Here is a 14,603-nt window from a genome sequence, read left to right as displayed (position 1 = left end):
CCATCAGCTTCTATCATTACGGATTGATTATTTACCAGCTTTGAACGCTGCAAGAATTTTTGCGCGCTCTGCATCTGACATAGAAATCAAACCAGCTTTATCCAATTTAGAACCTTTACCAGATACTTTTTTATTCAAGAAGTATTCAGTAAACTCTTTTAAACCTTTGATTGATTGTAAATGCTCACCTTTCACATAGAAGTATAAAGGACGAGATACTGGGTAAGAACCATTTAGAATCGTTTGTTCAGAAGGTACAACATTATTTACCGTAGCAACACGTAACTTGTCACGGTTTTGATCATAAAAACCTAGACCAAATACACCAACAGCACTTGGAGAGGTTTTTAAACGCGCAAGTGTTTCAGTATAATCACCTGCAATTTCAATTACCTTACCGTCTTTACGGAAGTTAGAACATGCTTTTTTCTGAGCATCTTTATCTAACTTTTTGAAGTAATCGTAAGTTTCACAACCAGCTTCAACCATTTTCTCTTGGAAAACTTCGCGTGTACCGTGGTTAGATGCAGGAACCACTAAAGTGATTGGCTCATTTGGAAGCGATTTATCAATTTGATTCCAACGCGTATATGGGTTAGGAACCAGTTTACCATTTGAAGGTAACTCAGCAGCTAATGCGGCAAATACGTGCTGTGGACGTAATTTATAGGCAGCTTTTGTTGAGTTTGATGCAAATACAATACCATCATAACCAATTTTGATTTCTTGGATTTTATTTACACCCGCTTTTTTACAAGCTGCAATTTCTGTATCTTTAATTTTACGTGATGCATTTGCGATATCAATTGTATTATCGCCCACGCCTGAACAAAACTGTTTAAGACCCGCTGAACTACCACCAGAACCTACAACAGGTGCTTTAAACTGAGGGAAAGTATTACCAAACTCTTCAGCAACGATACTTGCATATGGAAGTACAGTAGAAGAACCAGCAATTTGGATGGTATCACGAGCTGCGTTAGCTGTAGTCGTTACAGCTGCCCCTGAAACTGCTAATGCAAGTGCAATGTGATTAAAGCGCATTCTATTCTCTCTTAAATTTAAACTGCAAATTTGAAGTACGCCACTTCTTGTTGTGTAGTACTTTTCGGATATCTGCATTTTGATTTTAAAATATGACAAAGAAGTTACAGCTTTATGACGCTTTTATGATAATTGATGTTTTGCATTTGATTCCATTAAAAATCTTTAAATTTCAATATGTAAATTACTGTGTACTATTTTATTTTTTTCAAAGAATCTGCTTTAAAATGTAATATTTCATGTTTATGTCATATCTAAACATTTGAATTTTACTTAATAGAGCAATATTTCAAGTCACCCTGTTATCATTTTTCCATCTTAAATCTATTAATAATTTAAAAGCAGAGAAATAAAAATGACAATATTCACATTAAATTATGAAAAATGGCATTCAACATTTTTAAAATATAACTTTTCTAAAGATAGCTGGCATCTATTAATCTGAATATATTCAGATCATCAATTTGCAATAAAAAAGAGGTCATTACGACCTCTTTTTTAATATAACTTGCACATGAATAATAAATTAATCTAATGCAGTCACATAACTACCATTAGCAATCGCATCTTTAATACGATTCGCTTCTTCTAACACCATAGCGAGAAGATTTTTCACGTTTTCTAAAGTTGCAACTGGGCTTAAAGTGGTCATTTTCAGAGACTGAACATTTCCAACCTTAGTCACACCAATATTTGCTTCACCACGTGCAAATAGTTCATCTGCCACGTTCTGATTTAAAGCATCAAGCAATTCAGCTGGATAGCCTTGTGGAATGACACGGAACAATACCGAAGCAAACTGAGGATCTATAAGCATTTCTAGACCATCAGTTGCATTGATATAATCTGCAACCTCACGGGTTAATTTAACACCGTGATCGATCATAGAACCGTAGAGTTCCTCACCAAGGTTTTCAATCGTCATCCATAATTTCAACGCATCGAAACGACGTGTTGTTTGGAGCGATTTAGACACAAGGTTTGGTACACCATGCTCTTCATCATAAGCAGAGTTTAAATACTCTGCTTCATAATGCATGAAACGATAATTCGCTTCATCTTTCAGCAAGAAGGCACCACATGAAATACTTTGGAAATAATGCTTATGGAAATCCAATGTGATCGAATCTGACAACTCAATACCATCAAGCATTGAACGATAGTCATTTGATAAGATCAGTGCACCACCCCATGCCGCATCGATATGCATCCATGCGCCATATTTATTGGTGATTTCACGCACTTGTTTCAATGGGTCAATCGCACCTGCATCTGTTGTACCAGCAGTCGCAACGACACAAGCTACAATTTTGCCTTCAGCCTGTAAATGCGCCATGGTTTTTTCCAACGCATCCATATCCATCTGTGCATTTTCATTCACAGGGACGGTCACGACTGATTGGAAACCCATACCCATCATTGCCATATTCTTTTGCACAGAGAAATGTGCATTTTCAGAACAAATCACTTTGACGTTACGCATTGCATCGCTTGGGACACCATCACGCTGTACAGACCAAGGATTGCCGTTGTCGTCTTTCCAGTTTTTAGAAATACACCAGTCACGAGCAAGTAAAACACCCATCAAGTTAGACTGTGTTCCGCCTGAAGTGAAAACACCTGCTTGACCTGCACCATAGCCGACTTTTTGACGAAGCCAATCAATCAATTGAACTTCCATCAATGAACCCGCAGGGCTTTGATCCCATGAATCCATTGATTGATTGGTCGCATTAATCAACACTTCAGCAATTTGACTTGTGACCATTGTTGGACAATGCAAATGTGCTAAAGAATGTGGATGGTGCACTTTTAAACTTTTATTCAGGAAAAGCTCCACCATACGCTCAAGCGATTGGTGTAAACCTAAACCTTCTTTTGAAGGATTAAAAGAAATGGCTTGGCGAAGCTCTTTAATGCTACCGCCAGTATACATTTTATCATTTTGCAACCATGCTGCGACTGCTTTAGTCGCCTCAGTCATTGCTGACTCATAGTCAGCAATCGATTGAGCATCATTGCAGAGTAACGCTTTACGATGTTCTGCAAAATCTACCATAACTTAAGCGCCTCGAACTGCGATAAGAGCTTCTGCAAGCGCCTTTTTAAAGCGTGCAATTGCTTCAACACATTCATCATGCGTGATAATCAGTGGGCAAAGTAAACGGATAACAGTTCCGCTACGACCACCTTTTTCAAGCAATAATTTATTGTTGAAACAAGCTGTTTGAATTGCAGCAGCCAATTGAGAATCACCTGGCAATGAGCCCATGTGATCTGCTGTTTGACGTTCGTCAACAATCTCCACACCTAGCATCAAACCACGACCACGAACATTACCAATACATGGGAATTCTACTGCTAATTTTCTAAACTCAGCTTGTAAGAAATCACCACGTTCTTGCGCATTTTGTGCAAGGTTTTGTTCTTTAATGGTTTGGATTGTTGCAAGACCAGTACCCATTGCAAGTTGGTTACCACGGAATGTACCCGTGTGACCAGCAGGCTGCCAAGCATCAAACTTACGTTTAATACCTAACACTGCAAGCGGTAAGCTACCACCGACAGCTTTAGACATAACAATAACGTCAGGCTCAATTCCAGCATGTTCAAAAGCAAACATTTTGCCTGAACGTGCAAAACCAGCTTGAACTTCATCTAGAATTAATACGATGTTATGACGTTCAGTCACTTCACGGATTTTTTGCAACCACTTTACTGGCGCAGTGACTACACCGCCTTCACCTTGAATTGCTTCAAGAATAACAGCAGCAGGTTTCGTCACACCGCTTTCAACATCTTCAATGAAATTTTCAAAGAAATAAGTCAAAGCATCTACACCTGCTTCACCGCCAATACCCAATGGGCAACGATATTCATGCGGATACGGCATAAATTGCACGCCTGGCATTAAGCCATTTACCGCATTTTTAGCAGATAAGTTACCTGTCATTGCTAGTGCACCATGCGTCATGCCATGGTAACCACCAGAAAAACTGATAACAGTGCTACGACCTGTATAAGTCTTCGCCAATTTAATTGCTGCCTCTGTACCATCTGCACCAGACGGACCACAGAACTGTAAGCAGTATTCTTCTTGTCCACCCGGAAGTTGAGCAAGAAGTGCTTCAGTAAAAGCATCTTTTAAAGGTGTTGTTAAATCCAAAGTATGTAGAGGAAGACCACTAGCGATAGTGTCTTGAATACTTTTAATTACCGCAGGATGATTATGGCCTAATGCCAATGTTCCTGCCCCAGCTAAACAATCGAGGTACTCTGTACCTTCAACATCAGTAATCCAACATCCTAAAGCTTTTGCTATTGCCAACGGTAATTTACGTGGGTAGCTACGAACATTCGATTCCATCTGACTTTGGCGAGCCAAATAGTATTCGTTAGTAGAATTAGGGGCAGGATTTACAGAAGAAACGCTCATATCGAATTACCATCTCTGATATGGGTTGAAAGAAATAAGTCGGGTGACTTGCGGTCCTTTGACTCGGCGCTTTATAGATCTAGTTCGAGTGATTTTGTATACTCACAACTAGGAGCGAGATAATACAGTTTTTTTCAAGAAAATAAATATCTTTTATGTACTTATCTAAAGTCCATTGATCGAAAAAAACATTAAACCCCAACTTACTATTTATTATCATCATACTATGTGACAAAGCAAAGAAAACCCGACGATTTATCACTTATTTTATTATTTCACTTTTTCTGTTGGTAAATTGAATAATTGTATTCTCAAGTATATATTTTTAAAATAATTTTAATTTATCTATCATTTCAAATTAAGTATAAATAATTACAAATACACCACAAATTCTACTCAAGTAATGCAAAACTTGTGCTTACTATCAAAACATAAATTTATGACTTTTATGATCACTTTATTCTATTTCAAAGGATTTTTTATGCGCTATTTAGCCTTAACAACACTACTACTAGGAACGACACTTAGCACAATGACTATGGCTGCTGATAATGATGCTTTAAATTATAATGTTGTGAATGTACAAGCCGATGCAACTCGTCAGGTCTCTAATGATGAAATGCATGCTGTACTTTTCATAGAAAAAACCAACAAACAACCTGCTGAGCTTTCATCACAAATTACACAATTGATGAATCAAGCGATGGCAACTGCGAAAAAATATCCGCAAGTCAAAGTCGAAACGGGTTCACAAACGACCTATCCTGTTTATGACAATGATAACCAAAAGTTAAAAGAATGGCGTGGTCGTGCTGAAATTCAAATCGAGAGTAAAGATTTTAAAGCAGCAAGCCAATTGATCAATGAGCTACAACAAAACTTTCAAACACAATCGATTAACTTCACGGTTTCCGATGAACAGCGTAAAAAAGTTGAAAATGATTTGATCGTTGAAGCATCAAAAAACTTTCAGCAACGTGCGCAAATTTTAACCCAAGCATGGAATAAGTCTGCGTATAACTTGGTCAGTTTAAATATCAACACTAGTAATTCATATCCACAACCAATTTATGCTGCTCGCGCATCTATGGCAAAATTTGAGGCTGCAGATGCAGTCGGTGGTCAAAATATGGCTTCTGGTGAGTCTAAAATTACCGTCAACGCCAATGGTTCGATCCAATTTAAATAAGATTTTAATTGTTATAAAAAACCGTGCTTAAGCGCGGTTTTTTATAATTAATATACGAAATTGTGAATAATTTATTAAAAAATCTATTAATTTGAATTAAGCAATAGTTTTAAATGATAATCATCCTGATTTAAAAATGTGATTGAACAGATTAAGATACGCACAATTCCAAACACTTGTCTCCTTATGAAAATTCCAAGCCGTAGAACATCTGTCTTCACCATTTTTAAACGTACGTACCTGAGCCTTGCAATTGCAACTTCCCTAAGCTTTATATCCAGTACAACTTTTGCCGAAGATAATCAAGAAAGTACAATACAAGCACTGAAAACCATCACAGTCCAAGCTGAAGGAAACTGGCTTGAAGCAGCCAATGCTGAAAAAGTTCACAAGCATGCAGGTGCACGTACCATTATCGATCGTAAAAAAATGGACGAATCTGCGGTGACCTCTATCCGTGATGCGTTAAAACAAGTGCCAGGGGTTCAGGTTCAGGACAGCAATGGAACAGGTGGCAGTGATGTGTCACTCAATTTAGGTGTCCGCGGCTTAACCTCTCGCCTATCACCTCGTTCTACAGTATTGATGGATGGTGTCCCATTATCCTTCGCACCTTATGGTCAACCACAATTGTCTATGGCACCTGTTTCAATGGGCAATATTGAATCTGTAGACGTTGTTCGTGGCGCAGGTTCAGTCCGCTTTGGGCCTCAAAACGTAGGTGGGATTATCAACTTTAATACCCGTGCAATCCCTGAAAAACTATCAGGCTCTGTTGGTTTAACCACAGAATTCGCCACAGGTACCGACCAACTCAAGTACAGTCCAAACCTCTTTATTGGCGGTACTATGGATAATGGTTTAGGCCTTGCACTACTTTATTCAGGAACAAAAGGAAATGGCTATCGCGAAGCCAATAACGAGATAGATATCGATGACGTCATGTTAAAGTCGTCATATCAGTTGACAGATGCCGATTCGATTGCACTTAATCTGCATCATTATGAAGGCCGTGGCGAAATGCCAGAAGGCTTAACGACTGCAGATTATGCCAAAAATCCATACCAGTCGAACCAATATCGTAACTATTTTGCGGGTCGTCGTTCAGATGTTTCTGTTAAATATAGCCATAAAGATGAATTAAATAACTTTGAAATTCTTGGTTATTATGTCGATTCATTCCGTACCAGTGATCTAGAGTCAGCTGTAGAAGGTACTATAAATAGTCGAATTAGTAACTCTCCACGTGATTATAAATATTTTGGCATTGAACCACGTTATTCACGTGCCTACACTTTGGGCAATATGAATAATGAAGTCACAGTCGGCTATCGCTACTTAGAGGAAGACAGTTCAGAGTTTTCTGGTCGTACAGCGCCATATAACACTGTAACAGGTACACCGGGTGAACGCCTTGCCAACACTAGCAGTGAAGGTGGAACCAAAGCCCATGCCGTGTATATTGATAACCGTTTTGGTCTAGGTGCACTGACCATCACTCCGGGTGTACGATTTGAGTCTATTAAAACCCATAATGATTACACAGCTTATCAAAATGGTAAATTCATCAATACGGTGCATCCAAAAATTAATTCTGATGAGTTTTTACCAAGCCTTGCAGTGCAATACAATTTCAATGAACAATGGAATGTCTTTGCCAATGCAGCGGTTTCTTTTGGTCCTCAGCAATATAACCAGTTGGCTAAAGTTGAAAGCAACAAAGCTGTAACCACTTTAGATGGTCTCCATCCTGAAAAATCCAACAACTATGAAATCGGTACAAAATACCTCGGCAATGGTTTAAATGCTGAATTTACAGTGTTCTATTTAGACTTCGATAAAGAATTATTACTTGAACGCCCTGACAATATTGGTACAGGCATTTGGACCAATCTAGGTGCAACCAGTCATAAAGGTGTAGAGTTTGGCCTAAGTTATGACTTTGGTAATCTTTATGACACACTTGAAGGCCTCAAAATCTATAGTAATTATACCTTTACCAAAGCAGTGTCTGAGGCAGGTAAATTTGATGGTAAGGACTTACCTTATTATTCAAGACATGTTGGAAATTTAGGGCTTGCTTATAGCTTTGACAAATGGTCTGTCAATGCTGATATGTTTGCTCAATCTAAACAACATGCGCCGGGTTCAGGCAATGTTTACCAAACTGTTGAAACTGCAGATGGCCGTACTGGTGATATCCCAGGTTATTCAACTTTTGCTGTACGTACAGGTTATGATTTTGGGCAAGATTTTTACGGCTTAAAAGTTGCAGGTGGGATTAAAAACCTATTTGATCAAGAATATTTTACTCGTTCATCTGACTCTACAGGTGGAAAATACGTAGGACAGCCACGTACTTTCTATCTACAAACTTCTGTTGATTTCTAATTTTTGAAAAACGTGTAGATTTACAAAGCATTTAAAACTAAAGCGCTAATCTCATAGACTGAGATTAGCGCTTTTTAATTACTTTTATTTGAATATATTCTATGATTATTCTCTTAAAATAACAGTTAGAACAATTTGTAATGGAATACGAGACAATACTTCTGAGTTTAGGCTTCTTCGCTTTTTGTACGGGTTTAATTGATGCTGCGGTGGGTGGAGGTGGATTAGTTCTACTCCCAGCACTAATGCATGCCTTTCCCAATCAAAGTCTCGCCACAGTTTTTGGAACCAATAAAATCATTGCCATGGCAGGCACTGTATCTTCTGCATTTGCCTACTTTAAGAAAGTTACGATCAATTGGAAACTTATACTACCCACAATGTTGGCAGCATTTATATTTTCTTTTTTAGGTGCAATGTCCGTTTCGTTGATACCTAAAGAGTTGATGCGTTATATCGTATTCTTTTTACTGATCTTGATTGCCATCTACACCTTTGCCAAAAAAGACTTAGGTAAAATCCATACTGTGTTACAGACGGGTAAAAAAGAAATTGCGTTAGGTTTATTTTTTGGCGCCTTAATTGGATTTTATGATGGAATTTTTGGCCCAGGGACAGGTAGTTTTTTACTCTTTCTGTTTGTAAAAGTATTTGCTTTTGATTTTTTAAATGCTTCTGCATCTGCGAAATTAGTCAATGTCGCCACTAATATTTCTGCCATGTTCTTCTTTATTCCTTCTGGGCATATTTTATGGATGGCTGGCATCATTTTAGCATTTTGCAATGTTTTAGGCTCACTTGCGGGTACTGCTTTGGCATTTAAATATGGAAGTGGTTTTATTCGTATTTTCTTTTTAATTCTACTGGTGTTTTTAATTGGCCGAATGGGCTATGACCTTTTCTTTCATTGAAATCCTATTAAAATAAATCTATTAAAACAATTACATGAATGACTCAATTTTAAATCGGCTCACGATGCATAATCATTATACTATAGCTATAATCTAATTCAGCAGCAGATATTCGGATGAGAGATTTTTTGTTGCAATAGCGCTAACTCAGCAATCGTTGCCGATGAGTTAAGTGACTGAAAGTAATTTTAGCTGCATGTTTCTGTAACCAAGTTTCGATTTTCTCTCATTATTATTGGATCATTTTATCTTGGTTATTACAAATATTTAATCGCTATAGATTACCGACCAATCCTTTTTTCTTGCAATAAAAAAAGCCACTCGAAAGTGGCAATCGAAAGCTTAATTTACGATCTTATTTTTTAAAAGGAAATGCATATTTCACAATACGTCCAAGCACTTGTCCATACTGCTTAAACAAGCTTGCATTGTTATAATTTAGGCCATATTTTTCACAAACGGCCTGAACTTTGGGTGCCATTTTACGATAACGGCGTGCAGGAACTTCTGGATAAAGATGATGTTCAATCTGATGGCTTAAATGCCCTGTAAGAATGTGAAAAGCTTCTGAACCTGTTAAGTTCGAAGAACCACGAATTTGGCGCATATACCAATGCCCACGGCTTTCGTCCTGTAAAACAGTTTTTGGGAAAACCTCTGTATCTTTAGTGAAATGTCCACAAAAAATAATACTGAATGTCCAAATATTACGAAGACCATTTGCCACTAAATTTCCTGTAAATACAGGTAATGCAGCGGGTCCAGCAATCAACGGAAAGAAAAGATAATCTTTAAAAAACTGCTTACCAATTTTCTTCTGGGTTGGTTTCCACTCTTCTTTAAACTGCGCCCATGTTTTGCGTTTATAAACTAATTTGCCGATTTCAAGATTTTGAATCGCAACGCCCCATTGGAACAATAGACAAAATGGAATTGCGTATAAAGGCTGCAATAAAAAACCTGGTTTCCAACGTTGTTCTGGAAATAAACGCAACAAACCATACCCAATATCATCATCCATACCTTTGATATTGGTATAGGTATGATGCTTATAATTATGGGTCTGGCGCCAGTTGTCAGACGTTCCAACAATATCCCATTCGTAAGTTGTACCCTTAAAGCGCGGATCATTCATCCAATCGTATTGACCGTGCATTACATTATGACCAAGCTCCATATTTTCCATGATTTTGGAAAAACCAAGTAAACCTGTCCCAAGTAACCATGCTGGTGGAAACCAACCTGCAAATAAACAAGCTCGCCCTAAAATACTGCTATAGCGAACTGCGGCATAAACTTTTTTGATGTATTTGGCATCTTTTTCACCAATATCATCTAAAACTTCTTGTTTGATCGCATCCAACTCTCGTGCTAATTCATCCAATTCAAATGGCGTCAATTCACGGTTTTTCGGATTTTTAAAATATTGAATTTTAACTGGCATATTCATGGTAAAACTCGCTTAAATATCGATAATTAAATCTGTTTGTGCTGAATTGACACAAATTCGCAATAAATTATTGGGTTCAGTATTGCCTAAACCATTGACCAAATTTTTAGTTGCACCTTGGGCTTTATGACATGCACATTTATTACAAATACCCATTCGACAGCCATGTTGCGGCTTGATATTTTGCTGTTCTAAACCGACTAAAATAGATTGCCCTTTGGGGATTGCGACCACTTTATTGGACTTGGTTAAAGTGACATTGATAAAGCCTGTTTCATCAGAAATAACCAGCGTTAAACTAAAAGCTTCGCTTTTAAAATTCTGAACATTTTGAAATAAAGATTCCGCAGTATTTACAAACCCAGATGGCCCGCAAACATAAACCGTGCTTTGTTGCAAATTTTGCATTGACTGAATATGTTCGACATTCAAACGTGCATCTGCTGGTACTTCTTGGGTATAGAACACATCAAATTTAAAGTTTGAATAGCGTTCAGACAGTTGCTCAAATTGCTGTTTAAAAGCGACATCAGCATGCTTTTTCACCCAATATTTCAGGTGAACGGATTGCTGTTCAATCTGCTTATTTTTCTCTAATGCTTTAATTAAGCTATACATTGGGGTAATTCCACTCCCCGCGGCCAATAGTAGCAAAGGTGTAATTTCCTTTGGCAGCAGCATGTCTCCATAAGGCTGACCAAACTCTAAAATATCACCCACTTTCACATGATTAGATAACCATTGGCTGACAGTACCATTTTCAACTTTCTTGGCTGTTAATAAAACATGCTGACGGTCTAACTGAGTCAAGCTATAGGTTCTTTCGTAACGTCGCCCCTGAATTTCAATGATCACAGGATGATGCTGACCTGCCTGTCCCATTTTAAAATGACGATTAATCTGGATCTTTAAACTAACTGTATCTTCAGCAGCTTGTTCTTTTTGAACAACTTTACCCAAAGCTTGCTGTACTGACCACAATGGATTAACTTTTCGCAGCCAAAAATTTGCATTATCTTGACCGATTACAACGTCAAATATAGAGTTTAAAATAGGTTTTTGCTTTTCAATAGCGTGCATGTTGCGCTCACCATTCGATTGGATTTTAATTATTATACATATGTATATATATTTGTATATACACTCGTATTGTATCTAGACATTTCATTTATGTAAGAGCAACGGCTATACTAGTTAAATAATTTAATTTATTTGATATTTATGAATCAGACTTCTGCACTTCCTCAGAATACAACACTCCTTCAAGACTCTTTTCATGATGATCTTGAAAAAGTTTCTGTGCGTACAGTTGGCCGAAAAGCAACAATTACCAAAGACGAATTATTTCAAGCAGCATTGAATTTAATAGGTCCACAGAAAAGTATTGCATCTTTAAGTTTGCGTGAAGTAGCTCGTGAAGCAGGCATTGCACCCAATAGTTTTTATCGTCATTTTAAAGATATCGATGAACTTGCTATTGAGCTAATTGATCGTTCTGGCTTGGTCTTACGCAAAATTTTGCATGAAGCGCGTATTAAAGCAATCAAGCATGGCAGCATTATTCGCAGTTCTGTTGAAGTCTTTATTAAACAATTAGATGCAGATGAAGGTAATCTCAGTCTTTTATTACGTGAAGGTTATACAGGTTCAACATCGTATAAACTTGCAGTAGAAAAGCAATTGAACTATTTTCAGCAAGAATTACAAGAAGATTTGATCCGTATCGAACGCATTAATCATAGTAAATTGGTACATCCTGAATTAGTTGCCAAGGCAATTACGCAACTGGTATTCAACATGGGTGCAAAAGTTATTGATTTACCTACAGATGAGCGTAAGCAAGTGGCAGAACAAACCATGATTATGATCCGTATGTTACTCGAAGGCTCTCGCCATTTAGATGAAGCACAAATCCACTAAAATTTTTCATTAACCTACTCTAGTTTTCAAAATGAATAAAAATAGGGTGCTAGAATCATTTATTATAAAAAACCTCTATACGTTTAAGTATATAGAGGTTTTTTTAAGATTAAAAATATTACTAACATATAAAATTCAATTATTTACACTTATTTAAAATACAGTACTACAAAATAAACTTTGTAAATTCACAATACATTATTCCCAAATCACATCTTTACCTTGTTTGATCCAACTATCTAAATACGGTTCATATTTTGCTTCAATTTTATTACGTTTGATTTTCATGGTCGGTGTAAGCATGTCATTTTCCATCGTCCAGATGTCTTTAATGACAACAAAATAATCAATTTTTTCATGATGTTCGAGTCCTTGATTTATTTCTACATATAAAGAATTTAGCTCTTTATCAATTTCATCATGCCTTTTACCTTGCTCAAGTTGCTGACGAATATCCTCTGCAAGCATAATAAAAGCAACGGGTTGTGGTTGATTCGCTCCTCCTACACATACAGACTCGATGAATGTGTGATTTCCTAATTTTTGCTCAATAGCAACAGGCATGACATATTTGCCTTTAGAGGTTTTGAAAATATCTTTAATACGTCCTGTAATTTTTAAACGCCCTTCTGCATCAATTTCCCCTAAATCTCCTGTACGCAAAAAGTGATCACTGGTGATATCTTCTGCGGTTTTTCCAGGATTTTTATAGTATCCCAACATCGTTCCAGGGCTTTTAACCAAAATTTCGCCATTACTATCAATTTTACATTCAACTTTGGGCTGAACATTTCCCACATAACCACTTTTAAATTGCCCAACTCGAGTCACATGAGAATATCCACAATTCTCTGTCATTCCATATACTTCAAGTAATTCCAAACCTAAATTTCTGTACCATAAAATAATATCAACGGGTAATGGTGCAGAAGCGGTGAAAGCATATCGCACATTATTTAAACCTAATTTAGTTAATAGTTTTTTCTTTATGATTTTTCCAATAATAGGGAGTTTAAATAAAATATTTTGTACATGAGGTGGAATTTTTTCATTAATTCCTAAATAGAATTTAGTCCATAAACGTGGTACAGAAAAGAATAATGTAGGTTTTGCTCGGTTTAAATCATCGATAAAAGTATCAATAGAGTTTGCAAAATAAACCGTTAAACCCGTAATCATTGCGGAAGATTCTATAAAAATTCGTTCAGCAACATGTGCGAGTGGTAAGTAAGATAATGCTCGATCTGAAGATGACACCTGATAAGTTGTTCTTAATTCACGAGATCCAGCAAGTAATGTGGCAAAACTTTGCATCACACCTTTAGGTACACCTGTACTTCCTGATGTATAAACAATTGTTGCTAAATCATCTTTTTCAGGAAATTCTGGATTTTCCAGTGGAGCAGTAACTTGGATAATATCATTCCACTTCTGTGCTTTATATTCAGGTGCTAAAGGTAAAAGAATACAAGGAAAATCTTTCGGTAAAATTGTTTTCACATCTCCCCAACTGTCTGTTTTACCATCCAATTTACCAATGAATAATAATTTTGCTTCACTATGCTCTAGAACATACGCTGTTCCTTCTGCATTTAAAGTTGGATACAACGGCACAGATACATAGCCTGCCATCCAAATGGCTAGATCTGCCATGATCCAATGTGCACTATTTTTACCGTAGATCGCAATTTTACTTTGAGGCTCTATATTTAAAGATTTTAAATAGGCTGCCATGCTTCTGACTTGGCGACCAACCTCTTTCCATGTGTAACTGGTGGCTTGTCCATTAGGTGATGGTTGAACCAAGAAAACTTTATCTGCTAGATTTCGTTCCCAATGAATCAAATAATGTATATGTGTATCATAAAATTGACTATTCTCTGTATTTTCCATTTTAAATTTTCCATTATTTTTTTAAGATTTAGTCGGACGATAGCAATCTATTGTGCATTGATTGTCCAATTTCATTACCACTCATTGATAGCATAAAAAATGTAGAAATGCCTAGATTTAAATTTAACGAATTTTGTATTCAAATACTTAATCAAAAATTAATCCTAATGACTAAATAATAAAATAAGTTTTATATTTCAAATATATTTTTTTAATTTTAACAATAAAAATTCAATCGGATTTTACATAGGCGGGATTAAAAAAAGATACTAGGCGAATTCAAACATGAGGTGCGACAGTTTGAAAAGTCTTATGATAATCAACAAGCTGAGCAAATTTCTCTAATGGTGTAAGCCAATCTAACGCTTT

10 protein-coding genes are annotated in these 14,603 nt (G+C 36.7%); 4 read left to right on the top strand and 6 right to left on the bottom strand.

The annotated features are described in order from the left end of the window. Positions 1-27 precede the first annotated feature (27 nt). The 3 genes from ACG94X_RS03385 to ACG94X_RS03375 form a co-directional block, all read right to left on the bottom strand. Positions 28-1,044 (bottom strand): substrate-binding domain-containing protein, encoded by a 1,017-nt coding sequence (locus ACG94X_RS03385; RefSeq protein ID WP_419382331.1) that lies wholly within the window; start codon positions 1,042-1,044, stop codon positions 28-30. Positions 1,045-1,570: 526 nt separating this feature from the next. Then, positions 1,571-3,103, bottom strand: a complete 1,533-nt coding sequence (locus tag ACG94X_RS03380) for a pyridoxal phosphate-dependent decarboxylase family protein (protein ID WP_419382330.1) — start codon at positions 3,101-3,103, stop codon at positions 1,571-1,573. 3 nt (positions 3,104-3,106) lie between these two features. Further along, entirely contained in the window at positions 3,107-4,480 is a 1,374-nt protein-coding gene (locus ACG94X_RS03375; RefSeq protein WP_419382329.1) for a diaminobutyrate--2-oxoglutarate transaminase, read from the bottom strand. A gap of 481 nt (positions 4,481-4,961) precedes the next feature. Here ACG94X_RS03375 and ACG94X_RS03370 point away from each other — a divergent pair, with 481 nt between their 5' ends. The 3 genes from ACG94X_RS03370 (at position 4,962) to ACG94X_RS03360 (ending at position 8,971) form a co-directional block, all read left to right on the top strand. Beyond that, positions 4,962-5,669, top strand: coding sequence for an SIMPL domain-containing protein (locus tag ACG94X_RS03370; RefSeq protein ID WP_419382328.1), 708 nt, complete (start codon positions 4,962-4,964; stop codon positions 5,667-5,669). A gap of 186 nt (positions 5,670-5,855) precedes the next feature. After that, complete coding sequence (locus tag ACG94X_RS03365) at positions 5,856-8,060, top strand: TonB-dependent receptor family protein (protein WP_419382327.1); 2,205 nt, start codon at positions 5,856-5,858, stop codon at positions 8,058-8,060. A 140-nt stretch (positions 8,061-8,200) separates the two neighbouring features. After that, entirely contained in the window at positions 8,201-8,971 is a 771-nt protein-coding gene (locus tag ACG94X_RS03360; RefSeq protein ID WP_419382326.1) for a sulfite exporter TauE/SafE family protein, read from the top strand. Between the two features lie 355 nt (positions 8,972-9,326). Here ACG94X_RS03360 and ACG94X_RS03355 read toward each other — a convergent pair whose 3' ends face one another. Continuing rightward, positions 9,327-10,421 (bottom strand): fatty acid desaturase family protein, encoded by a 1,095-nt coding sequence (locus tag ACG94X_RS03355; protein ID WP_419382325.1) that lies wholly within the window; start codon positions 10,419-10,421, stop codon positions 9,327-9,329. A 12-nt stretch (positions 10,422-10,433) separates the two neighbouring features. Continuing rightward, positions 10,434-11,501 (bottom strand): ferredoxin reductase, encoded by a 1,068-nt coding sequence (locus ACG94X_RS03350; RefSeq protein ID WP_419382324.1) that lies wholly within the window; start codon positions 11,499-11,501, stop codon positions 10,434-10,436. Between the two features lie 141 nt (positions 11,502-11,642). On the opposite strand from ACG94X_RS03350, the gene fabR reads away from it, so the two are divergent. After that, a complete protein-coding gene (gene fabR / locus ACG94X_RS03345) occupies positions 11,643-12,341 on the top strand; it encodes an HTH-type transcriptional repressor FabR (RefSeq protein ID WP_419382323.1) in 699 nt (232 codons plus the stop codon). Between the two features lie 198 nt (positions 12,342-12,539). On the opposite strand, the gene ACG94X_RS03340 is transcribed toward fabR, so the two are convergent. Continuing rightward, positions 12,540-14,234 (bottom strand): AMP-binding protein, encoded by a 1,695-nt coding sequence (locus ACG94X_RS03340; protein WP_419382322.1) that lies wholly within the window; start codon positions 14,232-14,234, stop codon positions 12,540-12,542. Positions 14,235-14,603: the final 369 nt, after the last annotated feature.

The organism is Acinetobacter psychrotolerans (genome assembly GCF_048552595.1).
Lineage (GTDB): Bacteria > Pseudomonadota > Gammaproteobacteria > Pseudomonadales > Moraxellaceae > Acinetobacter.
The sequence above is the reverse complement of the archived record's forward strand: the minus strand, read 5'-3'. Positions and strand labels throughout refer to the sequence as shown.